The organism is uncultured Aquincola sp., from assembly GCF_964001545.1.
In the GTDB taxonomy this organism is placed as follows: Bacteria; Pseudomonadota; Gammaproteobacteria; order Burkholderiales; family Burkholderiaceae_C; genus Aquincola.
Map to the genome: position 1 here is coordinate 1 of NZ_CAXFDV010000387.1, position 24,868 is coordinate 24,868.

The 24,868-nt window shown below is 68.9% G+C and carries 22 protein-coding genes and 1 other RNA gene; 8 read left to right on the forward strand and 15 right to left on the reverse strand.

Annotated elements, in window-relative coordinates:
- The coding region (locus tag ABNT58_RS13270; RefSeq protein ID WP_348753946.1) for a methyltransferase domain-containing protein at nt 1-848 on the reverse strand (848 nt) is incomplete at its 3' end.
- Between the two features lie 83 nt (nt 849-931).
- Here ABNT58_RS13270 and gloB point away from each other — a divergent pair.
- The gene (gene gloB / locus ABNT58_RS13275; protein ID WP_348753947.1) at nt 932-1,717 is read left to right on the forward strand and encodes a hydroxyacylglutathione hydrolase; all 786 of its coding nucleotides are present in this window, start codon (nt 932-934) and stop codon (nt 1,715-1,717) included.
- Nucleotides 1,714-3,411, forward strand: coding sequence for a transglycosylase SLT domain-containing protein (locus ABNT58_RS13280; RefSeq protein WP_348753948.1), 1,698 nt, complete (start codon nt 1,714-1,716; stop codon nt 3,409-3,411). The genes gloB and ABNT58_RS13280 overlap by 4 nt, the downstream gene beginning before the upstream one ends.
- A 1-nt stretch (nt 3,412) precedes the next feature.
- Here the strand turns inward: ABNT58_RS13280 and recR are convergent, their stop codons facing one another.
- The 3 genes from recR to dnaX are packed head-to-tail and all read right to left on the reverse strand — an operon-like array spanning nt 3,413 to nt 6,560.
- Nucleotides 3,413-4,018 (reverse strand): recombination mediator RecR, encoded by a 606-nt coding sequence (gene recR, locus ABNT58_RS13285; RefSeq protein WP_348753949.1) that lies wholly within the window; start codon nt 4,016-4,018, stop codon nt 3,413-3,415.
- A gap of 13 nt (nt 4,019-4,031) precedes the next feature.
- Nucleotides 4,032-4,358 (reverse strand): YbaB/EbfC family nucleoid-associated protein, encoded by a 327-nt coding sequence (locus tag ABNT58_RS13290; protein WP_348753950.1) that lies wholly within the window; start codon nt 4,356-4,358, stop codon nt 4,032-4,034.
- Nucleotides 4,359-4,394: 36 nt separating this feature from the next.
- Complete coding sequence (gene dnaX / locus ABNT58_RS13295) at nt 4,395-6,560, reverse strand: DNA polymerase III subunit gamma/tau (protein ID WP_348753951.1); 2,166 nt, start codon at nt 6,558-6,560, stop codon at nt 4,395-4,397.
- 68 nt (nt 6,561-6,628) lie between these two features.
- On the opposite strand from dnaX, the gene ABNT58_RS13300 reads away from it, so the two are divergent.
- Nucleotides 6,629-7,768: an AIR synthase-related protein gene (locus ABNT58_RS13300; protein ID WP_348753952.1), complete on the forward strand. Its 1,140-nt coding sequence runs from the start codon at nt 6,629-6,631 to the stop codon at nt 7,766-7,768.
- Nucleotides 7,769-7,825: 57 nt separating this feature from the next.
- An RNA gene (ffs, locus tag ABNT58_RS13305) (signal recognition particle sRNA small type) lies at nt 7,826-7,922 on the forward strand.
- A gap of 13 nt (nt 7,923-7,935) precedes the next feature.
- Here ffs and ABNT58_RS13310 read toward each other — a convergent pair.
- Nucleotides 7,936-9,792, reverse strand: a complete 1,857-nt coding sequence (locus ABNT58_RS13310) for an HDOD domain-containing protein (RefSeq protein ID WP_348753953.1) — start codon at nt 9,790-9,792, stop codon at nt 7,936-7,938.
- Between the two features lie 196 nt (nt 9,793-9,988).
- Between ABNT58_RS13310 and trxA the strand changes: the two genes are divergently transcribed.
- From trxA to ABNT58_RS13330, 4 genes are all read left to right on the forward strand, one after another.
- Nucleotides 9,989-10,315, forward strand: a complete 327-nt coding sequence (gene trxA, locus ABNT58_RS13315) for a thioredoxin TrxA (protein ID WP_348753954.1) — start codon at nt 9,989-9,991, stop codon at nt 10,313-10,315.
- Nucleotides 10,316-10,557: 242 nt separating this feature from the next.
- Nucleotides 10,558-11,820 (forward strand): transcription termination factor Rho, encoded by a 1,263-nt coding sequence (gene rho, locus ABNT58_RS13320; protein ID WP_348753955.1) that lies wholly within the window; start codon nt 10,558-10,560, stop codon nt 11,818-11,820.
- A 102-nt stretch (nt 11,821-11,922) separates the two neighbouring features.
- On the forward strand, nt 11,923-12,183 hold the full coding sequence (locus tag ABNT58_RS13325) for a type B 50S ribosomal protein L31 (RefSeq protein ID WP_250200107.1): 261 nt from the start codon (nt 11,923-11,925) through the stop codon (nt 12,181-12,183).
- Nucleotides 12,184-12,256: 73 nt separating this feature from the next.
- Nucleotides 12,257-13,915 carry a hypothetical protein gene (locus tag ABNT58_RS13330; protein WP_348753956.1) on the forward strand — a complete coding sequence of 553 codons (1,659 nt, stop codon included), beginning with the start codon at nt 12,257-12,259 and terminating at the stop codon, nt 13,913-13,915.
- Between the two features lie 15 nt (nt 13,916-13,930).
- Here the strand turns inward: ABNT58_RS13330 and phoR are convergent, their stop codons facing one another.
- From phoR to ftsH, 10 genes are all read right to left on the reverse strand, one after another.
- Nucleotides 13,931-15,286, reverse strand: coding sequence for a phosphate regulon sensor histidine kinase PhoR (gene phoR / locus ABNT58_RS13335; protein WP_348753957.1), 1,356 nt, complete (start codon nt 15,284-15,286; stop codon nt 13,931-13,933).
- 28 nt (nt 15,287-15,314) lie between these two features.
- Nucleotides 15,315-16,025: a phosphate regulon transcriptional regulator PhoB gene (phoB, locus tag ABNT58_RS13340; RefSeq protein WP_348753958.1), complete on the reverse strand. Its 711-nt coding sequence runs from the start codon at nt 16,023-16,025 to the stop codon at nt 15,315-15,317.
- Nucleotides 16,022-16,729 (reverse strand): phosphate signaling complex protein PhoU, encoded by a 708-nt coding sequence (gene phoU / locus ABNT58_RS13345; RefSeq protein ID WP_348753959.1) that lies wholly within the window; start codon nt 16,727-16,729, stop codon nt 16,022-16,024. The genes phoB and phoU overlap by 4 nt, the downstream gene beginning before the upstream one ends.
- A gap of 13 nt (nt 16,730-16,742) precedes the next feature.
- Nucleotides 16,743-17,528, reverse strand: a complete 786-nt coding sequence (gene pstB, locus ABNT58_RS13350) for a phosphate ABC transporter ATP-binding protein PstB (protein WP_348753960.1) — start codon at nt 17,526-17,528, stop codon at nt 16,743-16,745.
- Between the two features lie 17 nt (nt 17,529-17,545).
- A complete protein-coding gene (pstA, locus tag ABNT58_RS13355; protein ID WP_348753961.1) occupies nt 17,546-18,412 on the reverse strand; it encodes a phosphate ABC transporter permease PstA in 867 nt (288 codons plus the stop codon).
- Nucleotides 18,409-19,386, reverse strand: coding sequence for a phosphate ABC transporter permease PstC (gene pstC / locus ABNT58_RS13360; protein WP_348753962.1), 978 nt, complete (start codon nt 19,384-19,386; stop codon nt 18,409-18,411). The genes pstA and pstC overlap by 4 nt, the downstream gene beginning before the upstream one ends.
- 129 nt (nt 19,387-19,515) lie before the next feature.
- Nucleotides 19,516-20,568, reverse strand: coding sequence for a phosphate ABC transporter substrate-binding protein PstS (gene pstS / locus ABNT58_RS13365; protein WP_348753975.1), 1,053 nt, complete (start codon nt 20,566-20,568; stop codon nt 19,516-19,518).
- Nucleotides 20,569-20,659: 91 nt separating this feature from the next.
- Entirely contained in the window at nt 20,660-21,991 is a 1,332-nt protein-coding gene (glmM, locus tag ABNT58_RS13370; protein WP_348753963.1) for a phosphoglucosamine mutase, read from the reverse strand.
- Between the two features lie 12 nt (nt 21,992-22,003).
- Nucleotides 22,004-22,849, reverse strand: coding sequence for a dihydropteroate synthase (gene folP / locus ABNT58_RS13375; protein WP_348753964.1), 846 nt, complete (start codon nt 22,847-22,849; stop codon nt 22,004-22,006).
- An 80-nt stretch (nt 22,850-22,929) separates the two neighbouring features.
- Entirely contained in the window at nt 22,930-24,837 is a 1,908-nt protein-coding gene (ftsH, locus tag ABNT58_RS13380) for an ATP-dependent zinc metalloprotease FtsH (RefSeq protein ID WP_348753965.1), read from the reverse strand.
- Nucleotides 24,838-24,868: the final 31 nt, after the last annotated feature.

A 24,868-nucleotide genomic window follows, 5' to 3' on the forward strand; every position in this document is an offset into this window, starting at 1 on the left:
CGGGAAAGATCAGGTTGTTGATGAAGCGCCGGCTGCCGGCGCGCCGCCACCGCGGGGGCACCGGCGCGGGCCACCTTCTGGCGCCGCGCCAGCCCCACCAGGCGCATGCCGCGCACGCGCTTGACGGCCAGCAGGAAGTACACCGAGCCCAGCACCGGCCACCAGCGATCGCCCACGCCGTCCATCCAGCCGAAGCGGTCCAGCCAGCGGTCCGAGCGCAGCGCCGGGCGGTAGCAGCCGAAGCGGCCGCCTTCGACCTCGAAGCTCAGCAGCCGCAGCCAGTCGCGCAGCCGCCAGTAGTGGATCAGGTCGGGCGACTGCGGCAGGTACAGCGGCCCTTTGCCGCCCAGCCCGCGGCGGATGCGCCCCATGCGCTGGCGCAGCCCCCACAGCCCCGCCGGGTTGAAGCCGAGGATGGCCACCCGGCCCTCGGGCACCAGCACGCGCTCCACCTCGGCCAGCGTCAGGTGCGGGTCGCGGGCGAATTCCAGCGTGTGCGGCAGCACCACCAGGTCGATGCTCTGGTTGGGAAACGGCAGCGCGTCGAAGTCGCAGTGCAGCGCCACCTGGCGCGGCGGCGTGGCGATCAGCGGCTCGGCGCCCGGCTCGGGCTGATGCTCGGCGCCGGGCTCCGCCACAGGCGCTGCCTGGTCGGTGGCCAGCCACTGGTGCGGCATGCGGTTGGCACGCAGCGCGTCCAGTTGGGGCAGGCCCAGCTGCAGCGCATGGAAGCCGAACAGGTCGACCACCGCGCGGTCCAGGCGGTCCTGCTCCCAGGCCAGCAGGTAGCGCCCCGGCGGCGTGTCCAGCCAGTCCACGAGCCGATCGTGATCCGGCACATTAAGCATCGTATGTAAAGTGGCGTTCTGCAAAGGCTTTCACGGGGGATCGGCTTTCTATAATTCCGCACTTGCGGTAGCCACCCCCACGCATGAACCTGGTAGCCCTCAGCGCCTTCTCCGACAACTACATCTGGATGATCGACGACGGCCGCCAGGCCCTGGTCGTCGACCCGGGTGACGCTGCGCCGGTTGAGGCGGCGCTCGATGCGCGGGGCCTCGAGCTGGCCGGCATTCTAGTGACGCACCACCACGCCGATCATGTCGGCGGCGTCAACGCCCTGCGGCCCCGGCTGCCGGCCACCGATCCCCTGCCCTTGTTCGGCCCCCAGGCCGAGCGCCTGCCCGAGCCCGTCACCCGCGTGGCCGAAGGCCAGTTGGTCACGCTGATGGGCCTGCACTTCGAGGTGATCGAGGTGCCCGGCCACACCGCAGGCCACATCGCCTACCTGCTGCGCCAGGGTGTGGGCGATGCGCCGGTGCTGTTCTGCGGCGACACGCTGTTCTCGGGCGGCTGCGGCCGCCTGTTCGAAGGCACACCGGCGCAGATGCACCAGTCGCTGGCCAAACTGGCCGCGCTGCCCGGCAACACCCGGGTGTGCTGCGCGCATGAATACACCCTGTCCAACCTGCGTTTTGCCGCGGCCGTCGAGCCCGGCAACACCGCAGTGCAAGACCACCTGCACTGGTGCGAGCACCAGCGCGCCGAGGGGCGGTCCACGCTGCCCTCCACCGTCTCGCTCGAACGCGAGATCAACCCGTTCCTGCGCAGCGAGGCTCCGGCCGTGGTGCGCGCCGCACGCGACCAGGGGGCGGCCGACGCCTCGCCGGTCGCGGTCTTCGCCACGCTGCGTGAATGGAAGAACCGATTCCGATGACTCCGCCACAACCCCGCAAAGCCCAGGGCCTGATCGCCCTGGCCGCCTCCCTCCTGCTCACCGCCTGCGCCACCACGGCGCCGCCCTCGGGCAACGGCAACAGCGCCGCCACCGACGCCACCACGCCGGCCCCCACCCTCCCCGCGCCGCAGGCCGTCTCGGCGCCCAGCACGCCGGCCCAGCCGCCCGCCGCCGAAGCCGCCGGCACCCCGGTGGACCCGTTGCGGCCCGAGGTCAAGATCGACATCAACGACGAAGCCTCGCGCGCCGATCTGTGGGTGCGCGTGCGCAATGGCTTCGGCATGCCCGACATCGACACCGACCATGTGCGGGTGCATGAGCAGTGGTACGCCACCCGGCCCGACTACGTCGAGCGCATGACCAGCCGCGGCGGCCGCTACCTCTTCCACATCACCGAAGAGCTGCAAAAGCGCGGCATGCCCACCGAGCTGGCGCTGCTGCCCTTCATCGAAAGCGCGTTCAACCCCAAGGCGATGTCGGTGGCCAAGGCCTCCGGCATGTGGCAGTTCATGCCCGCCACCGGCCGCGACTTCGAGCTGCGGCAGAACCTGTTCCGCGACGACCGCCGCGACGTGCTGGCTTCCACCCGCGCCGCGCTGGACTACCTGGAACGCCTGCACAACATGTTCGGCGACTGGCACCTGGCCCTGGCCGCCTACAACTGGGGCGAAGGCAATGTGCAGCGGGCCATCGCCCGCAACGAGAAGGCCGGCCTGCCGACCGACTACCTCAGCCTGCGCATGCCCGACGAGACGCGCAACTACGTGCCCAAGCTGCAGGCGGTCAAGAACATCGTCAGCCGCCCGGCCGACTTTGCGCTCAAGCTGCCGGCGCTGGAAAACCACCCGTACTTCCTGAGCGTGCCGATCGAGCGCGACATGGACGTGGCGCTGGCGGCCAAGCTGGCCGGCATGTCGGCGTCGGACTTTGCGGACCTCAATCCGCAGATGAACAAGCCGGTGATCCTGGCCTCCGGCACGCCGCAGATCCTGCTGCCCTACGACAACGCCAACGCCTTCCTGCACAACCTGCGCCGCCATGAAGGCCCGCTGGCCACCTGGACGGCCTGGGTGGTGCCCAAGACCATGAAGCCGGCCGATGCCGCGCAGCAGGTGGGCATGAGCGAGGCCGACCTGCGCGAGATCAACCGCATTCCGCCGCGCATGGTGGTCAAGGCCGGCTCGACGCTGCTGGTGCCGCGCAGCCCGCAGCGGCAAAGCGACGTGCCGGTGCACGTGGCCGACAACGCGGCCATGCTGCTGGCGCCCGACGTGCCGCCGCTGCGCCGCGTGGCGCTGAAGGCCGGCAAGAAGGGCGAGACGGTGGCGGCCGTGGCCAAGCGCTATGGCGTCTCGGCCTCGCAAGTGGCCCAGTGGAACGACGTGGGCTCGGGCGCGCGCTTCAAGCCGGGCAGCCAGATCGTGGTCTACGTGCCCAACCAGGCGCCGGTCACGCGCACCGCCTCTGCGGCCAAGACCGTCAAGCCCAGCAGCAAGGCGATCGCGGCCGTGGTCACGCGCCAGGTCAAGGGCGGCGGCAAGCAGGTGGCCAAGGCCGCGCCGGTGCGCAGCAAGACCGCCAAGAGCACGCGGGTGGCCAAGAGCGACAACGGCAGCAAGTCGCGCAACGGCGTGAAGGTGGCAGAAGCCACCAGCAGCACCGCTCGCCGTTGACCTAGCGTCTGTCGACCAGCGCGTGCGCGATGGTCGACAGGTCGACGTACTCCAGTTCGCTGCCGGCCGGCACGCCGCGGGCCAAGCGGGTCACCTGCAGCGGCTGCTCGTCGGGGCCGCGGATGGCGCCCAGCGCCTGCTGCAGCACATGGGCGGTGACCTCACCTTCGGCGGTGAAGCTCAGCGCCAGGATCACTTCCTGCACCCGCCCGTCGCGGGCGCGCGCCATCAACGCCTGCACGCCCAGCTCGCGCGTGCTCACGCCATCCAGCGGGCTCAGGCGGCCCATCAACACGAAGTAGTAGCCGCGGTAGCCGCCGGAGCGCTCCAGCGCCGCCTGGTCGGCCGGGCTTTCCACCACGCACAACTGGCGCGCATCGCGGCCGGTGTCGCTGCACACCTCGCACAACGGCGTGTCGGAAAAAGTGTTGCAGCGCTCGCAGTGGCGCACGTTCTCCATCGCCGCGGCCAGCGCATCGGCCAGCGCCACGCCGCCGGTGCGGTCGTGCTGCAGCAGATGAAAGGCCATGCGCTGCGCCGATTTGACGCCCACGCCGGGCAGCCGGCGCAGCGCCTCGATCAAGGTGTTGAGCTGGGAGGTGGCCAACGAAGGGGCCAACTCAGAAAGGCATCTTCATGCCGGGGGGCAGCGGCATGCCGGCGGTCACCTTGGCCATCTTTTCCTGGCTCAGCGTCTCGGCGCGGCGCACGCCGTCGTTGAAGGCGGCGGCCACCAGGTCCTCCAGCATGTCCTTGTCGTCGGCCAGCAGGCTGGGGTCGATGGTCACGCGCTTGACGTCGTGCTTGCAGGTCATCACCACCTTCACCAGGCCGGCGCCCGACTGGCCTTCCACCTCGATGGTGGCCAGCTCGTCCTGCACCTTCTTCAGGTTGTCCTGCATCGCCTGGGCCTGCTTCATCAGGCCGGCCAGTTGGTTCTTCATCATGGTGGATCTGCTCCGTGAATTCGGTGGAAGGTGGGGTTATTGCGGCTTGATGGAGCCGGGCACGACACGCGCGGTAGGAAAGCGCGACATCAGGCCCAGCACCACCGGGTCGTTCAGGATGATCTGCTCGGCCTCGCGCTGGCGGTGCTCGCGCTCGGCGCGATCGCGCAGCGACGGTGAGTCTTGTGGGATACCGGCTTCGGTCAGGAGTTGCACCGGCAGGCCGGCCACGTCGGCCAGCACCGCCTGCAGCTTGGCCACCAGCGTGGGCGTGCGCAGCGATTCACGCTCGACGCGCAGCGTCCACACCGGTTTGTCGCCCGCTTCGTCGATGGCGATGAGCTCGGCCTGCATGGCCAGCTCACGCACCATGGCCACCACCGCCTGCTTCTGGTTGAGGCCGGCCACCACGGTGGCCCAGCGCTCGCCCAGCGCGGTCTTGTTCAGCACCAGCGGGGCCGCCGGCGTGGGCCGCGCAGCCGGGGCCACCGGCGCGGCAGCGCGGGCCACGGCGGGCAGCGCCATCACGTCGACGTCGGCCGCGTCGAAGTCGGCACCGGCCGAAGGGGACTCACGCTCCAGGTCGGGCGGTGCTTCGTCCAGCCAGGCGGGCGGCTCGGGCATGCTGGGGCGGCTGGTGCCCTGGCGCTCGGGCGTGGCGGCGACCGGTGCCGGCCGCGTGGGCAGCGGCGCCGGGGCGCGCATCGCGGGGCGCTGGGGCGCGGCCGCCTGCGATGCGGGGGCCGCAGCCTGCCGGCCCACGGGTGCGGCGCCTGTGGCGGCGTAGGGCGGCGCTGCCGGCTCCGACACGCGCGTGGCATCGGTCGCTGCCCCGGTGGCGGCCGGCCGTCGCGCCGGTACCTCGGCGCGGGCCACGGCCTGCGGCGCGGGGGCTCTCAGGGCGGCGGGGGCCGGCGCTGTGGAGGTTGGCGCGGCGGGCGCCGGCGCTGTGGAGGTTGGCGCGGCAGGCGGCTGCGCTGTGGATGTCGGCGCGGCGGCTGCTGGCGCCGTCGGGCTCGGCGCCGCAGAGGCCGTTGCCGCTGCAGTCGGCGCGGCAGCCGCCTTCACACCGCCCGCAGGCCGCCCCTGCCCGCCGCCTGGCCCGGCCGGCGGGAAGGCGAACAGCCGCAGCAGCACCATCGTCAGCGCCGCGTATTCGTCGGGCGCCAGCTGCAGCTCGGTGCGGCCGTGCAGCGCCAGGCTGTACAGCAGCTGGGTTTCGTCGGGCGGCAGCAGGCCGGCCAGTTCGCGCGTGGCGGGCGTGTCGGGGTCGGTGTCGTCCAGCGAGCCGGGCACCGCCTGTTCCACCGCCATCTGCTGCAGCAGCACGGTCATCTCTTCCAGCGTGCCGGCGGGCGACAGGCCGCGGTCGCGCAGCGCCTTCACGCCGGCCAGCAGCGTAGGGCCGTCGCGCCGGGCCAGCGCCTCGACGAAGCCGGCCGCATGGCTGCGGTCCACCGCGCCCAGCATCTGGCGCACGCCTTCGGCCTCGATGCGGCCGGCGCCATAGGCGATGGCCTGGTCGGTCAGCGACAGCGCATCGCGCATCGAGCCGCGGGCGGCGCGCGACAACAACCTCACCGAGGCTTCGTCGTGCTCCACCGCCTCGGCCTGCAGCACATGCTGCAGATGCTCGTACACCACCTCGGGCGCCATCGGCCGCAGGTTGAACTGCAGGCAGCGGCTCAGCACCGTGGGCAGCATCTTCTCGGGGTCGGTGGTGGCCAGCACGAACTTCAGGTAGTCGGGTGGCTCTTCCAGCGTCTTGAGCAAGGCGTTGAACGACTCCTTGGTCAGCTGATGCGCCTCGTCGATCATGAAGACCTTGAAGCGGCCGACGCTGGGCTTGTAGGCGGCCCGCTCCAGCAGGTCGCGGATCTCGTCGATGCCGCGGTTGCTGGCCGCGTCCATCTCGATGTAGTCCACGTAGCGGTCGGCATCGATCTCGGTGCAGGCGCTGCACACGCCGCACGGGTGGGCGGTGATGCCGCCGGTGCCGTCGGGGCCGATGCAGTTCAGGCTCTTGGCCAGGATGCGCGAGACCGTGGTCTTGCCGATCCCGCGGGTGCCGGTGAACAGGTAGGCGTGGTGGAGCCGTTGCTGGGCCAGGGCGTTGGTCAGGGCACGGACGACGTGCTCCTGCCCCACCATCTGCTCGAAGCTTCGGGGGCGGTACTTGCGCGCGAGCACGACGTAACTCATCGGGCCATTCTACGAACCGGCCGCATCACCCCCCGGCAGGCGCCGCCACTCCCCGATAATCCCGCCCCATGAATTCGACCGAACCCCGCGCCGACGCCGCGCCCGCCGATGCCGCCCTCACCTATGAGCAGGCTGGCGTCAACTACGACCTGATCGATCCGCTGAAGGTCAGCGCACAGCGCGCGGCCGCGGCCACCGCCGGCCACCTGGCCGCGCACGGCTTCACCGAGGTGGCCGCTTCGCGCGGTGAATCGGCCTACGTGGTCGACGTGGGTCCGTTCTACCTGGCCAGCATCGTCGAATGCCTGGGCAGCAAGGCCCTGGTGGCCGACGAGATGCAGCAGCTCACCGGCAAGAGCTACTACGACGGCATCGCGCAGGACACCATCGCGATGGCGGTCAACGACCTCATCACCGTGGGCGCCACGCCGCTGGTGGTGCAGGCCTACTGGGCTGCGGGCGGCAGCGACTGGTTCGGCGATGCGCAGCGCGCGCAGGCGCTGGTGGCCGGCTGGAAGAAGGCCTGCGACACCTGCGGCGTGGCTTGGGGCGGCGGCGAAACGCCGGCGCTGGCCGGCATCGTGGAAGCCGGCCGCATCGACCTGGCGGCCTCGTGCACCGGCCTCATCAACCCGAAGGAACGGCTGTCGGTGGGCGACCGGCTGCAGGCCGGCGACGCCATCGTGCTGCTGGCTTCCAGCGGCATCCACGCCAACGGCCTGAGCCTGGCGCGCAAGCTGGTGGAACGGCTGCCGCAGGGCTACCTGACCGAGGTGCAGCCGGGCCTGAGCTACGGTGAGGCGCTCCTGGCCCCCACCACGCTGTATTCGCCGGTGACCGAAGCCTTGTACAAGGCCGGCGTGGTGCCGCACTACTGCGCCAACATCACCGGCCACGGCTGGCGCAAGCTGCTGCGTCACCCGGCCGAGCTCACCTACCGCATCCGCAGCGTGCCCGAGGTGACGCCGGTGCTGAAGTTCATCCAGCAGCACGCCAGGCAGGACGACCGCGAGGCCTACAGCACGCTCAACATGGGCGCGGGTTTCGCCATCTTCGTGGACGCGGCCGATGCCGAGCGCGTGGTGCAGATCGCCCAGGCGCAAGGCGTGCCGGCGCTGGTGGCCGGCCAGGTGGAAGCCGGCCCCAAGCAGCTGCTTATCGAGCCGCTGAACATCCGCTTCGGCAACGACGATCTGCAGCTGCGTTGAAGCACCGCGGCGGCGCCCCGAAGTGGGTGTTCGCCGCTGTGCCCTAGAATGGTCGGTGACGGGCCTCCTCGCATGGAAGCGCGGCCAACCGGGTCAGGTCGGGAACGAAGCAGCCCCAACCGTTGTGACCAGTGCCGAGATCAGGCTCGTCACCCTTCCCGCCTCCGTCAGGCGGGCTGCGCCGGACGCTCCGGCGCCTGGGGTGGCTGGGCGGCCATGAAGCCGCCCGCCCCGTCTGCCGCTGAAGCCTCACCCGCGCCCTGCGCCGCTGGAGTCTCTTCCGCCGGCGCATCGTCCAGACCTTCCACGCCGTCTCCGCCCATCGGGTCGCCCTGGCCGCGCATGGCAGCCTGCGCTGCATCGTGCAGCTCGCGCGGCTGAAGGTGCAGCACACGGGCATACCGCTGGGCCACGCGGTCCAGCGCCGGGCCCACCTGGCGCGGCGGCAGGCCCATCGCATCCACCGCTTCATTGGCAGCACTGGCCACGGTGCGCAGGATGTCGTCGTCGCTGTCGCCATGGCGCACCGGCGTCTGCACCGGCACGCGGCGGATCATGTGCAGCACCGCGTCGTCCATGCCCCAGTAGCGGGCCACGGCCGCGCCCATCGATTCGATGTCCACGCCCAGCACCGCAAACGCGGCCACCTCTTCGGGCATGCCCGGCTCGTCGGGGCCACCGTCCCTGCCCGGTGCGGGCTGCATCAGCCGGTGGATCTGCTGCGCTTCATCGGGGAAGTGGTAGTGCACCAGCAGCCGGCCCAGGTTCTGCATCAGCGTGACGAGGTAGACCACCTCGGCGTCGTACCCCGCAGGGCGCAGCTGTTGCGCCAGCTGCGCCGCCCGCTTGACCCGCAGGATGCATTGCGCCAGCTCGGCCGCCGCGCTGTCGTTCAAGGGGCCGGGCCATGGCCGCAGACCGGTGGCCGCGCGGCGCAGGCCGTCGAGCCCGATCATCGCGATGGCGCGCCGCACCGTCAGCACCGGGCCGTTGCCCGCCACCTGGGCACCGCGCACCTGGGCGCTGTTGACCTGCCGCAGCAGCTCGAAGGCCAGCGCCAGGTCCTTCAGGGCCAGCTCGGCCAATTCGCTGGTGTGGCCGGTTTCCAGCGAGGCCAGGCGCGCCGCGCGCACCGCGCCGCCGCGCATGGCCGGCAGCGCGCCGATCTGGCGCACCCGCTCCAGCAGCAGGTCGTGGGCATCGCCGCCCTGCGCCGCGTTGTCGAGCCAGCCCTGCAGCGCCCGCGCCAGCGTGCGGGCGCTCTGGTAGCGCTGGCGTTCCTGGCGGTCGGTGGCGCGGTTGACGATGGCGCGCAAGGCCTCGGGCACCGGGCGCGGAATCACCCAGGGCAGGCGCACGATGTCGCGCCCCAGCGGCGGCATGCGCTCGATGCAGCGGCCGATGTCGGCCTCGCCCAGCGCAGGCTCGGCGGCCAGCATCTGGTGCATCAGCAAGCCCATGGACAGCACGTCGCGGCTGGCCGCATGGCCCTGGGCCTGCAAGCCCAGGCCGCCGCCCGCCGCGCCCGCGGCCATGCGCTCGGCGATCGCCACTTCCAGGCCCATCACCTGCAGCTGCTCGGTTTCGGTCACGCTCAACAGGTGCAGCTGCAGGTCGCGGTGCGCAATGCCCGCTTCGTGCGCAAAGGCCAGGCCTTCCAGCGCCTGCGTCATCCAGCGGGCAACCTCCACCGCCGGCCAGCCTTCACGGGTGAGCCTTTCGGCCAGCGTGGTGCTGCGTGCATAGGCGGCGTAGGGCCAACGTTCATGCGCGTCGATCTCCAGCGCGGGCGCGATGCCCGGATGGTCCAGCCGCGAGGCCTTGCGCGCCGCCTGCAGCCAGCGGTCCAGGCCTGCCGCGTCCGCAGGCTGCGAGCGCGGCAGCACCAGCACGCGCTCTTGCTGGCTGGACGGATCGAAGACCGTCCAGGCCATGGTGTGCGCACTGCGGCCGAGCAGATGGCGCAGCTCGAAACGGCCGAAGGTGCGGACGGGTTTGGCGGAGGGTGAGGTCGCTGCAGTCATGGGGCGGCGGAGGTGGACACCCCGATTGGACAGCCAGCGGCGCGCGCAAAACTGCCGAACAAACCGGCGATTGCCGGCCAGATGGGCTTCGCACGCCATCGGGTTCGGGCTATGGCGGCCATAGACCGGATGCACCGGCCCCATGAAGGGCTTGTGTCAGAATCGATCAAGCCTTTACGGCCAATCAGGAAACGACATGAGCGAACTCATCAAGCACATCTCCGACGCGTCGTTCGAATCCGACGTCCTCCAATCCGACAAGCCGGTGCTGGTCGATTACTGGGCCGAATGGTGCGGCCCCTGCAAGATGATTGCGCCCATCCTGGACGAAGTGTCGAAGGACTATGGCGACAAGCTGCAGATCGCCAAGCTCAACGTCGACGACAACCGCGACGTGCCTGCCAAGTTCGGCATCCGCGGCATCCCGACGCTGATGCTGTTCAAGAACGGCCAGGTCGCCGCGACCAAGGTCGGCGCCCTGACGAAGACCCAATTGACCGCCTTCCTGGACGGTCATCTATAATCTGACGGAGTTGCTGGCGACGAGGGTTGTTCCAACGCCCCGCCAGCGCCCAGATTGCCACCACGCCCGGTGCCACAACGGCATTCAGCGCGTGGAGTCGGCTCCTCCCACCAGCGTGTAATTCGATGGCCCGCACGCGAGTTTGCTGAATCAGCGAATTCGCTCGGCGGCGCTGGCACAGTCCGAGCCGATCGTTCGGTGCGCTTGCTTGGCAGCGGCGCACCCTCCCAAGGTCCGCCTCCATGCATCTTTCCGAACTGAAGGCCCAGCACGTTTCCGAGCTCATCAAGATGGGCGAAGCGCTGGAGATCGACAACGTCAGCCGCCTGCGCAAGCAGGAGCTGATGTTCGCGATCATGAAAAAGCGCGCCAAGGCCGGTGAACAGGTCTTCGGCGACGGCGTGCTCGAAGTGCTGCCTGACGGCTTCGGCTTCCTGCGCTCGCCGGACACCAGCTACATGGCGTCCACCGACGACATCTACCTGAGCCCGAGCCAGATCCGCCGCTTCAATCTCCACACCGGCGACATGATCGAAGGTGAAGTGCGTGTGCCCAAGGACGGCGAACGCTACTTCGCGCTGGTCAAGGTCGACCGCGTGAACGGCCTGACGCCCGAGGAGAACAAGCACAAGATCATGTTCGAGAACTTGACGCCCTTGTTCCCCAAGGAGCAGTTCAAGCTCGAGCGCGACATCCGCGCCGAAGAAAATATCACCGGCCGCATCGTCGACCTGATCGCGCCCATCGGCAAAGGCCAGCGTGCCCTGCTCGTCGCCCAGCCCAAGACCGGCAAGACGATGATGATGCAGCACCTGGCGCATGCGCTGGTGGCCAACCACCCCGAGGTGCACCTGATCGTCCTGCTGGTCGACGAGCGCCCCGAGGAAGTGACCGAGATGCTGCGCACCGTGCGCGGCGAGGTCATCAGCTCCACCTTCGACGAACCGGCCCAGCGCCACGTGCAGGTGGCCGAGATGGTGATCGAGCGCGCCAAGCGCCTGGTCGAGCTGAAGAAGGACGTGGTGATCCTGCTGGACTCGATCACCCGCCTGGCCCGCGCGTACAACAACGTGCTGCCTTCGTCGGGCAAGGTGCTCACCGGCGGTGTGGACGCCAACGCGCTGCAGCGGCCCAAGCGCTTCTTCGGCGCGGCCCGCAACGTGGAAGAAGGCGGCTCGCTGACCATCATCGGCACCGCGCTGATCGACACCGGCTCGAAGATGGACGAAGTCATCTACGAGGAATTCAAGGGCACCGGCAACTGCGAAATCCACCTGGATCGCCGCATGGCCGAAAAGCGCGTTTACCCGTCCATCCTGATCAACAAGAGCGGCACGCGGCGCGAAGAGCTGCTGCTCAAGCCCGAGATCCTGCAAAAGAGCTGGATCCTACGCAAGCTGCTCTACCCGATGGACGAGATCGAGGCGATGGAGTTCATCCTCGACAAGATGAAGTCGACGAAGAACAACCTGGACTTCTTCGACATGATGCGGCGCGGCGGCTGAGGCCACGCGCTATACTTCCGGGTTTTCCGCTCGTGGGAAAGTGCGCATGCATGGGGCAGGCGTGGCTACCAGGTGGCGAGCGGTCTGATGAACGAGGCACGTATGAAAGAAGGCATCCATCCCGCGTACCGCGAGGTCTGTTTCGTGGACCTGTCGAACGGGTTCAAGTTCGTGACGCGTTCGTGCGCCCAAACGCGCGAAACCGTGACGATGGAAGACGGTCGCGAGCTGCCGCTCTACAAGCTGGAAACCAGCAGCGAGTCGCACCCCTTCTACACGGGCACTCAAAAGAGCATCGACAACCTGGGCGGCCGGGTCGAGAAGTTCCGCAACAAGTTCGCGAAGGTCGGCATCAAGAAGTGATGCACGCCTGCAACGGCAAGAGGGCAGCCTTGGCTGCCCTTTTTCTTGCCCGTCGCTTTTTCACCCTGCCCGCATGAACGTACCTACCCCTGCCCTGGTCACCCAGCGCGCGGCCCAGCCGCTGCCGCGCTGGGCGCTCTGGCTGTTCTGCGCCGCCTACCTGCTGCCCGGTCTGTTCGGCCGCGACCCCTGGAAAAACGCCGACGTCACCGCCTTCGGCGTGATGGCCGCGATGGCCGAAGGCCGCACCGCCTGGCTGGCGCCCACGCTGGGCGGCCTGCCGGTGGACACCGCCCTGCTGCCCCACTGGCTGGGCGCGGCCTTCATCTGGGCGCTCACGCCCTGGGTGGACGCGCCGCTGGCCGCCCGCATTCCTTACGCGCTGCTGCTGGCCGTCACGCTGGCGCTGACCTGGTACGCCACCTTCCAGCTGGCCCGCACCGAGGCCGCGCAACCGGTGGCCTTTGCCTTCGGCGGAGAGGCGGCGCCGGTGGACTACGCCCGGGCGCTGGCCGACGGCGCGATGCTGGCGCTGATGGCCACGCTGGGCGCGCTGCAGCTGGGCCATGAAACCACGCCGGAGCTGGCGCAGCTGGCCAGCGTGGCGCTGGCGGTGTGGGCGCTGGCCGCTGCGCCCTTTCGCGGCTTCAAGCCGCGCCTGGCCATGCTGGCCGCCTTGCCGCTGATGGCGGCCAGCGGCGCACCGGCGATGGCCATCGGCCTGGGGGCCTTGGCCACCGCGCTGTGCGCACGTTCCAGCTTCGACGCGGTGCGCCGCTTCACGCCTTGGGTGGCGGCGGCGGCGCTGGGCGCGGCGTTGGTAGGCGCCACGGTGCACAGCTGGGCCTGGCGCATCGACGACAAGGTGCTGGCCGAACTGCCGCGCATCGTGCGGCTGCTGGTGTGGTTCCTGTGGCCGGCCTGGCTGCTGGCCTTGTGGACGCTGTGGCGGTGGCGGCACCACCTGCAGCACCGGCACATCTCGGTGCCGCTGAGCGCTGCTGCGCTGGCGGTGGTGGCCTGCGTGGCGATGGGCGGCTCCGACCGCGCGCTGATGCTGGGGCTGCCCGGCTTTGCGGTGCTGGCGGCGTTTGCGCTGCCCACCTTGCAGCGCGGCACCAGTGCCGCGGTGGACTGGTTCTCGGTGTTCTTCTTCAGCGCCTGCGCCATCGGCGCCTGGGTGGTGTATGCGGCCTTCCAGGTGGGCTTTCCGGCCAGCACGGCCGCCAACGTGGCCAAGCTGGCGCCGGGCTTTTCGGCTCGCTTTTCGCCGCTGGCGCTGGCGCTGGCGGTGCTGGGCACGCTGGCCTGGGTGACGCTGGTGCGCTGGCGCACCGGCCGCCACCAGCATGCGCTGTGGAAGAGCCTGGTGCTGCCCGCCGGCGGAGTGGCGTTGTGCTGGCTGCTGCTGATGACGCTGTGGCTGCCGCTGCTGGACTATGCGCGCAGCTATCGCCCCTGGACCGAACGCATCGCGCGCCATGTGCCGGCGCAGGCCTGCGTGGCCACGCGCGGGGTGCCGATGTCGGCGATCGCGTCGCTGGAGTACTTCGGCCGCTGGCGCGTGCAGGCCGAGCATGCCGGCGCCAGCGCCGACGACAGCGGCTGCGGCTGGCTGCTGGTGGGCGAGCAGCGCGGCAAGCCGCAGCCCGCCCCCGCCGGCTGGAGCTTCGTGGCCCGCGAGAACCGGCCGACCGACCGCGACGAGGTCAGCGCGGTGTACCGCCGGTGATCCGGCAGTCCGGTCTCAAGCTTCGGACGTGAGGGTCGACTTGTGGTCGGCCGCACCCTGCCTGACGCGCCGCACCCGCGGCGCGGGCAGCAGCAGCCGGAAGCTGGAGCCCTTGCCGGGCTCGCTTTCCACCACCAGCTCGCCGCCGTGGCGCTGCACCACGTGCTTGACGATGGACAGGCCCAGGCCGGTGCCGCCGGTGTCGCGCGAGCGGCTGCCGTCCACGCGGTAGAAGCGTTCGGTCAGCCGCGGGATGTGCTCGCGCGCGATGCCGATGCCGGTGTCGCGCACTTCCACTTCGCCCGCGGCATCGGGGCGCAGCCGCCAGCTGACGTCGATGCGCCCGCCATCGGGCGTGTAGCGCACTGCATTGGTCACCAGGTTGGTGATGGCGCTGGCCAGCTCGCTGGGGTTGCCCGCCATCTCGAAGCCCGGCTCCACCTGAAAGCGGATCACGTGGCGGCCCGCCGACAAGGAGCCCACGTCGCCCTCGAGCCGCTGCATCAGCGGGTCCAGCGGCGTCCAGCGGTCGGTGGCCGGGCGCGGGCTGCCTTCGAGCTGCGCCAGCGTCAGCAGGTCGCCGACGAGGGTCTGCATGCGCTCGGTCTGCTGGCGCATCAGCGTGAGCACACGCTGGCGCTCGGGTTCGCTGAGCGGCAGCGACGCCATGGTTTCCACGAAGCCCGACAGCACCGTCAGCGGCGTGCGGATCTCGTGGGAGACGTTGGCGACGAAGTCGCGGCGCATGCCGTCGTTGCGCTCATGCTCGGTGATGTCCTGCGACAGCACCAGCTTCATGCCGTCGCCATAAGGCCGCACGGTGACCGACAGCGTGGCCCGCCCCTGCGGGCTGGTCAGCACCACCGGCTGGTCGAAGCTGCCGCCCTGCAGATGACTGACGAAGGCGGGCGAGCGGATGAGGTTGGTCACACGCTGGCGGCGGTCGCGCACCGGGTCGAGGCCGAAGTGGTCGGCCGCCATCGAGTTGCACCAGTCGATCTGGTCGTTGGCGTCCAGCATCAGCACGCCGTTGGGCGACGCTTCGATGCCGGAGAGGAACTGCTCCAGCCGGCCGCGTTCCTGGTCCAGCGAGCGCTCGCGCAGGCGCAGCGCACGCTCGATGCGGTAGCCCATCTCGCCCCAGAAGCCGCGGTCGCGGGGGGCTGAAACATCTTGCGCACTGCGCAGCCAGCGCATCAGCCGGCGGCCGCGCAGGCCGTCCTGCATGGCCACCACGGTGCTGCCCAACACGGCGCCGGCCATCAGGCCGGTGGTGGGCAAGGCGATCATCCGGCCCACCCATTCGCCCACCACGGCGCCCACCAGTGCCGCCAGCGCGGCCGACAGCGTGCGCAGCAACCACCAGCTCATCGGCTGCCCCGGGACATCCGCCGTGGGCTCACGCCGAGACGCTGGTCTGCTGCGTGAGCCGGTAACCCGCGCCGCGCACCGTCTCGATCATCGGCGCGCAGTTGACCGGCGCCAGCGCCTCGCGCAGGCGCTTGACGTGCACGTCCACCGTGCGTTCTTCGATGAACACATGGTCGCCCCACACGCGGTCCAGCAGCTGGCCGCGGCTGTGCACGCGCTCGGGGTGCGTCATGAAAAAGTGCAGGAGCCGGAATTCGGTCGGGCCGATCTTGATCTCGCGCGAGACGCCGTCGATCACCCGCGTGACACGGTGGGTCGACGGGTCCAGCACCAGGCCGCCCACTTCCACCGCCGCGTCCAGCGCATCGGGCGCCTTGCGGCGCAGCACGGCGCGGATGCGCGCCAGCAGCTCCTTGGTGGAAAAAGGCTTGGTCAGGTAGTCGTCCGCCCCTGCGTCCAGGCCCGAGACCATGTCCGACTCTTCCGAGCGGGCGGTCAGCATGATCACCGGCAGGCCCTTGGTGCGGGCTTCGCCGCGCCAACGCTTGGCCAGCGACAGGCCCGACTGGCCCGGCAGCATCCAGTCCAGCAGCACCAGGTCGGGCAGCACGCCGTTGACGGCCTGCTGCGCCTGCTCGGCGTCGGACGCGATCACCACGTCATAGCCGGCGTGGCGCAGGTTGAGGGAAATGAGCTCGGCAATCGCCGGCTCGTCTTCGACCACCAGTACAAGACTCATCGGACTGCATCCTCGACGGCTTCAACGGTGTGGTGGCGCACATCGGTGCCCTTGACCACGTAGATGATGGCTTCGGCCAGGTTCTTGGCATGGTCGCCCACACGCTCGATGGCCTTGGCCACGAACACCAGGTCGATGCTGGAAGAGATCGTGCGCGGATCTTCCATCATGTAGGTGATCAGCTTGCGCAGCAGGCCGTCGAACTCCTGGTCGATCTGGTCGTCCTGCTTGAGCACTTCCAGCGCGCGCGCGGTGTCCAGGCGGGCGAAGGCGTCGAGCGCCTTGCGCAGCAGCGCCACCGCCAGGTCGGCCTCGAAGGCCAGGTCGGCCACCGGCACGCGCAGCCGGCTCGACACGCCGGTGTTGACCAGGCGCTGCACCGTGCGGGCGATGCGGGCGGCTTCGTCGCCCACGCGCTCGAGGTTGGCGATGGTCTTGCTGACCGCGATCAGCAGGCGCAGGTCGCGCGCAGTCGGCTGGCGGCGGGCGATGATGCCGGACAGGTCGCTGTCGATCTCGACTTCCATCTGGTTGACGCGCGTTTCCTGCTGCAGCACCTGGTTGGCCGTCTCGCTGCTGAAGTTGCTCAGCGCATAGATGGCCTGCGCCACCTGCGCTTCCACCAGGCCGCCCATCTCGAGCACCCGGTTGGAGATGCCGCTCAGCTCGGCGTCGAATTGCGTGGAGAGATGCTTGTCCGCCATGGTGTCTCCTGGATCAGCCGAAGCGGCCGGTGATGTAGTCCTCGGTGTCCTTCTTCTTCGGCTTCATGAACAGCTCGGAAGTGGGACCGAATTCGATCAGGTCGCCCAGGTACATGTAGGCGGTGTAGTCGGAGCAACGCGCCGCCTGCTGCATGTTGTGGGTAACGATGGCCACGGTGTAGTCGCTCTTGAGCTCGTGGATCAGCTCCTCGATCTTGCCGGTGGAAATCGGGTCGAGTGCCGAGCAGGGTTCATCGAGCAGCAGCACCTCGGGCTTGATCGCGATGCCGCGCGCGATGCACAGGCGCTGCTGCTGGCCGCCCGACAGGCCCGAGCCGCTCTGGCCCAGCTTGTCCTTGACCTCGTTCCACAGCGCCGCCTTCTTCAGCGCCCATTCCACGCGCTCGTCCATCTCCACGCGCGGCAGGTTCTCGAACAGCCGCACGCCGAAGGCGATGTTGTCGTAGATCGACATCGGAAACGGCGTGGGCTTCTGGAACACCATGCCGACCTTGGCGCGGATCAGGCTCACGTCCAGCTTGGCGTTGAGGATGTTCTCGCCGTCGAGGTTGATCTCGCCTTCGGCCCGCTGCTCGGGATAGAGCTCGAACATGCGGTTGAAAGTGCGCAGCAGCGTGCTCTTGCCGCAACCCGACGGGCCGATGAAGGCGGTGACCTTCTTCTCGGGGATGTCGAGGTTGATGTGCTTGAGCGCGTGGAAGCTGCCGTAATAGAAGTTCAGGTTGCGCACCGAGAGCTTGGCCTTCTCGGTCACGGGCAGATTGACTTTGGTGTCCATGGTGAGCTCCGGCTCTCTCAGTGCTTGTTGCGGAACAGGGTGCGCGCCAGGATGTTGAGCGCCAGCACGCCGATCGTGATCAGGAAGACGCCGGCCCACGCCAGCTTCTGCCAGTTCTCGTAAGGGCTCATCGCGAACTTGAAGATGGTCACCGGCAGGCTGGCCATCGGCTGGCCCAGGTCCATCGTCCAGAACTGGTTGGACAGCGCGGTGAACAGCAGCGGCGCCGTCTCGCCCGAGATGCGGGCCACTGCCAGCAGCACGCCGGTGACCACGCCGGCGCGGGCCGCCTTCAGGGTGATGAGCATGATGACCTTCCACTTGGGCGTGCCCAGGGCGTAGGCCGCCTCGCGCAGCGCGCTGGGCACCAGCATCAGCATGTTCTCGGTGGTGCGGATGACCACCGGAATCACGATCAGCGCCAGCGCCAGGATGCCGGCATAGCCCGAAAAGCTCTTCATCCGCGCCACCACCACCGCATAGATGAACAGGCCCACCACGATGGAAGGCGCCGACAGCAGGATGTCGTTGATGAAGCGGGTGGCCGCGCCCAGGCGCGTCTTGACACCGTACTCGGCCAGGTAGATGCCTGCCATCACGCCGATGGGCGTGCCCACCAACGTGGCCAGCACCACCATCATCAGCGAGCCGTAGATGGCGTTGGCCAGGCCGCCAGTCTCCGACATCGGCGCGGGCGTCATCTCGGTGAAGGTGGCCAGCGCCAGACCGCCAAAGCCCAGGCGCACCGTTTCCACCAGGATCCAGATCAGCCAGAACACGCCGAAGGCCATGGCGCCCAGCGCCAGCGCCAGGGCGACCGCATTCACGCGCTTGCGGCTGTGGTGTTTGGCCAGCCGGCGCGGGTCGATGGAGGAGGTGGTCATGTGCGGCTCCCTTCGCTCTTCTTCAGGCGGGCCAGCAGGAGCTTGGAGAACGACAGCACCACAAAGGTGATGAAGAACAGCACCAGGCCCAGGTAGATCAGCGAGGCCTGGTGCAGGCCCTCGCCGGCTTCGGCGAACTCGTTGGCCAGCGCCGAGGTGATGCTGTTGGCCGCCTCGAACAGCGAGGGCGAGTTCAGTTGGTTCATGTTGCCGATCACGAAGGTGACGGCCATGGTTTCACCCAGCGCCCGGCCCAGGCCGAGCATGACGCCACCCACCACACCGGTCTTGGTGTAGGGCAGCACCACCTTGTAGACCACCTCCCAGGTGGTGGAGCCGAGGCCATAGGCCGACTCCTTGAGCATCGGCGGCGTCACCTCGAACACGTCGCGCATCACCGAGGCGATGAACGGGATGATCATGATGGCCAGGATGATGCCGGCCGACAGCAGGCCGATGCCCACCGGCGGGCCCGACACCAGCGCGCCCACGTAGGGCACGTTGCCGAGGGCGGCCTGCAGCGGCTGCTGCACATAGGTGGCCAGGATGGGGCCGAACACCAGCAGGCCCCACATGCCGTAGACGATGGAGGGCACGGCGGCCAGCAGTTCCACCGCGATACCCAGCGGCCGCTTGAGCCAGGCGGGCGAGAGTTCGGTTAGGAACAGCGCGATGCCGAAGCTGACAGGCACCGCGATGATCAGCGCGATGGCCGAGGTCATCAGCGTGCCGTAGATCATCACCAGGCCGCCGTACTGGTTCTGCACAGGGTCCCAGTCCGAGCGCCAGAGGAAGCTCAGGCCGTACTCGCGGATGGCCGGCGCGGCGCCGACGACCAGCGAGCCGATGATGCCGGCCAGCAAGGCCAGCGTGAGCCAGGCGGCCGCATGCGCGAAGAAGGAGAAGACGGTATCGGCCCAGGGGGCCGAGCGCCGCAAGGGCGGCGGCGCGCTGGAAGGGTCGGCTCGGCCCATGGAAGATTCGTTCAGTGGGTGGCTCGCGGGCACTGTAGCGGTCATGCGACCTCCATTCGGTTGGCGCCTGCGCCGAAGCCCGGGTCACAGCCCGGGCTTCGGCCTAGCGACTGGCGAGGTGGCTGGGGATCAGTTGGCGGCGACGGCCTTGCCGTCGGCGCCCTTGATCTGCGCCCACTGCTTGCGCACAAGAGCCTTGACCGAATCGGGCAGCGGCACGTAGTCGAGTTCGGCGGCGGTCTTGTCGCCCTGGGTGTAGGCCCAGTCGAAGAACTTCAGCGCGGCTGCGGCTTGGGCCGGCTTGTCCTGGTTCTTGTGCATCAGGATGAAGGTGGCACCGGTGATGGGCCACGAATCCTTGCCCTGCTGCTCGGTCAGCACCTGGTAGAAGGTCTTGCTCCAGTCGGCGCCGGCGGCGGCAGCCTTGAAGTTCTCGTCGTCGGGCGACACGAAGTTGCCGGCGGCGTTCTTCAGCTGCACGTAGGACATCTTGTTCTGCTTGGCGTACGCGTATTCCACGTAGCCGATCGAGTTCGGCAGGCGCTGCACGTACGAAGACACGCCTTCGTTGCCCTTGCCGCCCACGCCGGTCACCCAGTTCACGGCCGTGCCCTCACCCACCTTGGCCTTCCACTCGGCATTCACCTTGGACAGGTAGTTGGTGAAGATGAAGCTGGTGCCCGAGCCGTCGGCGCGGCGCACCACGGCGATGGTGGCGTCCGGCAGGGTCACGCCGGGGTTCAGCGCGGTGATGGCCGCGTCGTTCCACTTGGTGATCTTGCCCAGGTAGATGTCGCCCAGCACGGCGCCGGTCAGCTTGACCTGGCCCGGCTTGATGCCGGCCACGTTGATCACCGGCACCACGCCGCCGATCACGGTGGGGAACTGCACCATGCCGTCGGCGGACAGCTCTTCGTCCTTCAGCGGCGCATCGGACGCGCCGAAGTCGACCGTCTTGGCCTTGATCTGCTTGATGCCGGCGCCCGAACCCACCGACTGGTAGTTGATGCGCACGCCCGTGGCCTTGTTGTAGGCGTCAGCCCACTTGGCATACACGGGAGCGGGGAAGGAAGCACCGGCGCCGGTCACGTCCTGGGCCTTGGCCGTGTGCACAGAGAAAGCCAGCATCGCGGTGGCGGCGACGACGGCGATTTGCTTGAAGCGGGGGGCCTGGGTGAACATGAACGAGCCTTTCAGCGTTGATCTCATGACCAGGACTGTAGAAAGGCTCTGTGACAGTGACATGACACGCCACTGTCACACAGGATCGCGTTCAGGCGACCGCAGCGGCCGCCAGGCGCTCGGCCATGCCGCGTGACACCGCGGGATCGGCGGCCTCCACCATCACGCGCAGCACCGGTTCGGTGCCCGAGGCGCGGATCAGCAGCCGGCCGGTCTGGCCGAGCTCGCGCTGCACCTTCTCCTGCTCGGACGCCAGCGTCTGGTTGGCGCGCCAGTCGGCGCCGTCGGGCAGGCGCACGTTGATCAGCGTCTGCGGGAACAAGGCCACGCCCTGCAGCAGCGAAGCCAGCGACTGCTGGCTGCGGCGCACCGCCTGCAGCACCTGCAAGGCGCTGACGATGCCGTCGCCGGTGGTGTGCTTGTCCAGCGCCAGCAGGTGGCCCGATCCCTCGCCGCCGAGCTGCCAGCCGCGGGCACCCAGCTCTTCCAGCACGTAGCGGTCACCCACCTTGGCACGCACCATCGGAATGCCGCGGCGCTGCAGGGCCAGCTCCACCGCCATGTTGGTCATCAAGGTGCCGACGGCGCCGGGCACCGCCTGCCCCTGCGCCAGCCGGTCGGTCACCATCACGTACAGCAGCTCGTCGCCGTTGTAGAGGCGGCCGTTGGCATCCACCAGCTGCAGCCGGTCGGCATCGCCGTCCAGTGCCACGCCGTAGTCGGCGCCCCGCTCCTGCACCGCCTTGACCAGCGCGGCGGGCGCGGTGGCACCCACGCCGTCGTTGATGTTGGTGCCATTGGGCGCGCAACCGATGGCGCTGACCTCGGCGCCCAGTTCATGGAACACGTCGGGCGCCACGTGGTAAGCCGCGCCGTGGGCGGCGTCCACCACGATCTTCAGGCCCTTGAGCGACAGCTCGCTGCCGAAGGTGCTCTTGCAGAACTCGATGTAGCGGCCGCGCGCATCCTCGATGCGGCGCGCCTTGCCCAGGCCGGTGGAATCCACCCACTGTGGCGCTTCGTCCAGCGCGGCCTCCACCGCCAGCTCCCAGGCGTCGTCCAGCTTCTCGCCACGGGCGGAGAAGAACTTGACGCCGTTGTCGTTGAACGGGTTGTGCGAGGCGCTGATGACCACGCCCAGATCCAGCCGCAGTGCGCGGGTCAGGTAGGCCACCGCCGGCGTGGGCAGCGGGCCAGACAGCAACACGTCCACCCCCGCGGAGGCAAAGCCGGCTTCCAGCGCCGACTCGATCATGTAGCCCGAAATGCGGGTGTCCTTGCCGATGACCACCGTCGGCCGGGCCGACTGGCGGCGCAGCACCCGCCCCACCGCATGGCCCAGACGCAGCATGAAGTCGGGCGTGATGGGCGGGCGGCCCACGGTGCCACGGATGCCGTCGGTGCCAAAGTAGCGTCTTGCCATCTTGTTCTCTTTTCAGATCTTGGTTTTGTCTGCCCAGCGCGGCAGGCCGGCGGCGGCCCACACCTTGAGCGCGTCCACGGTCTCGGCCACGTCATGCACCCGCAGCACGCGGGCGCCGAGTTCGACCGCTGCCAGCGCTGCCGCCACGCTGGGAATCAGCCGGTCGGTGACCGGCCGGCCGGTCACGGTGCCCAGTGTGGACTTGCGCGACAGTCCCACCAGCGGCGGATACCCCAAGGGCAGCAGCGCTTCCTGCTGCCGGATGAGCTGCAGGTTGTGCGCCACCGTCTTGCCAAAGCCGTAGCCGGGGTCGAGCACGATGCGGCCGGCGGCCACGCCGCGCTGTCGCAGGCCATCGGCGCAGCCGGCCAGGAACTGCGCCACCTCGGCCACCACGTCGCCATAGGCAGGGGCCAGCTGCATGTTCTCGGGCTCACCCTGCATGTGCATCAGGCACACGCCGCAGGCGGCGTGCGCCGCCACCAGTTCGGCCGCGCCTGGCACCCGCAAGGCCCGCACGTCGTTGACGATGTCCACGCCCAGCGCCAGCGCCGCCTCGATCACTAGCGGCTGGCTGGTGTCCACCGACACCGGCACGCCCAGCGTCACTGCATGGCGCAGCACCGGCAGCACCCGCGCCAGCTCCTCGTCGGGGGTTGGGCGGGGCGAGCCCGGGCGAGTGGATTCGCCGCCGATGTCCAGGATGTCGGCGCCCTGGGCCACCAGCGCGTCGCAGTGGGCGCGGGCGGCATCGGCGTCGCGGCCGCCATCGGAAAACGAATCAGGGGTGACGTTGACGATGCCCATGACCCGGGGCCGGCCCAGGTCGATGGCGAAGCGGGTGGTCTGCCAGATCATGCGAACGCTGCGTCGGGGAAACGAAAAAACGGGGCCGAAGCCCCGTTGTGTCAGGTCGAAGACGACCCTGTGGTGTGCCGTCAGGCCGTGGCCGGCGCGCTTTCAGGATTGACCGGCGGCGTAGGGCCACCCGGCGGCTTGGTCGCGTTGGGCGTCCAGTCCTTGGGCGGGCGCGGCGGCTTGCCGTTCATGATGTCCTCGATCTGCTCGGCGTCGATGGTTTCCCATTCCAGCAGCGCCTTGGCCATCGCATGCATCTTGTCCTGGTTGTCCTCGATCAGCTTGCGGGCGGCGCTGTACTGCTCGTCGATGATGCGGCGGATCACCGAGTCGACCTTGCGCATCGTCTCTTCCGACATGCTGGTGGTCTTGGTCACCGAACGGCCCAGGAACACTTCGCCTTCGTTCTCGGCGTACACCATCGGGCCCAGCTCGTCGGTCATGCCGTAGCGGGTGACCATGTCGCGGGCGATGGCGGTGGCACGCTCGAAGTCGTTGCTGGCGCCGGTGGTCATCTGGTTCATGAACACTTCTTCGGCGATGCGGCCGCCGAACAGCACGCTGATGGTCGAGAGCATGCGCTCCTTGTCCATGCTGTAGCGGTCGCCTTCGGGCAGCTGCATCGTCACGCCCAGCGCACGGCCGCGCGGAATCACCGTCACCTTGTGCACCGGGTCGGTCTTGGGCAGCAGGCGCGCCACCAGAGCGTGGCCGGCCTCGTGGTAGGCGGTGTTGCGGCGCTCTTCCTCGGGCATGACCATGGACTTGCGCTCGGGGCCCATCATGATCTTGTCCTTGGCCTTCTCGAAGTCGACCATCTCCACCACCCGGCCGTTGCGGCGGGCGGCAAAGAGGGCAGCCTCGTTGACCAGGTTGGCCAGATCGGCACCCGAGAAGCCGGGCGTGCCACGGGCCAGGATGTCGGCCCGGATGTCCTGCCCGACCGGCACCTTGCGCATGTGCACGTTCAAAATCTGCTCGCGACCGCGAACGTCAGGCAGCGTGACATAGACCTGACGGTCGAAGCGGCCGGGACGCAGCAGGGCCGGGTCGAGGATGTCGGGCCGGTTGGTGGCCGCCATCACGATCACGCCCAGGTTGGTCTCAAAGCCGTCCATCTCGACCAGCATCTGGTTCAGCGTCTGCTCGCGCTCGTCGTTGCCGCCGCCCAGGCCGGCACCACGGTGGCGACCCACCGCGTCGATTTCGTCGACGAAGATGATGCAGGGCGCGCTCTTCTTGGCCTGCTCGAACATGTCGCGCACACGGGCCGCGCCCACACCGACGAACATCTCGACGAAGTCGGAGCCGGAAATGCTGAAGAACGGCACCTTGGCTTCACCCGCGATGGCCTTGGCCAGCAGCGTCTTGCCGGTACCCGGAGGGCCTACCAGCAGCACACCGCGCGGGATGCGACCACCCAGCTTCTGGAATTTCTGCGGGTCCTTCAGGAAGTCGACCAGCTCCTTCACTTCTTCCTTGGCTTCGTCGCAGCCGGCGACGTCCTGGAAGGTGGTGGAGTTGTTGGCCTCGTCCAGCATGCGGGCCTTGGACTTGCCGAAGCTGAACGCCCCGCCCTTGCCGCCGCCCTGCATCTGCCGCATGAAATAGATCCACACGCCGATCAGCAGCAGCATCGGGCCCCAGCTGATCAGGATGCTCATCAGGATCGACGGCTCCTCACGGGGCTTCACGTCGAACTTGATGTTGTTGTTGATCAGGTCGCCGACCAGGCCGCGGTCCAGGTAGGTCGCGGTGCTGCGCAGGCGCTTGTCGTCGGTGGTGATGGCGACGATCTCGGTGCCGCCGGCGGCACCTTCCTGCAGCGTGACGGATTTGATGCGTTTGGCGCGCACCTCCTCCAGGAAATCAGAGTAGCCGATCTGGTTGCCAGAAATCGCACCCCGGTCGAACTGCTTGAAGACGGTGAACAGAACCAGTGCAATCACCAGCCAGACCGCCACCTTGGAAAACCATTGATTGTTCACTGCGGCTCCTTCTGCCCGTGACTGTCACGAC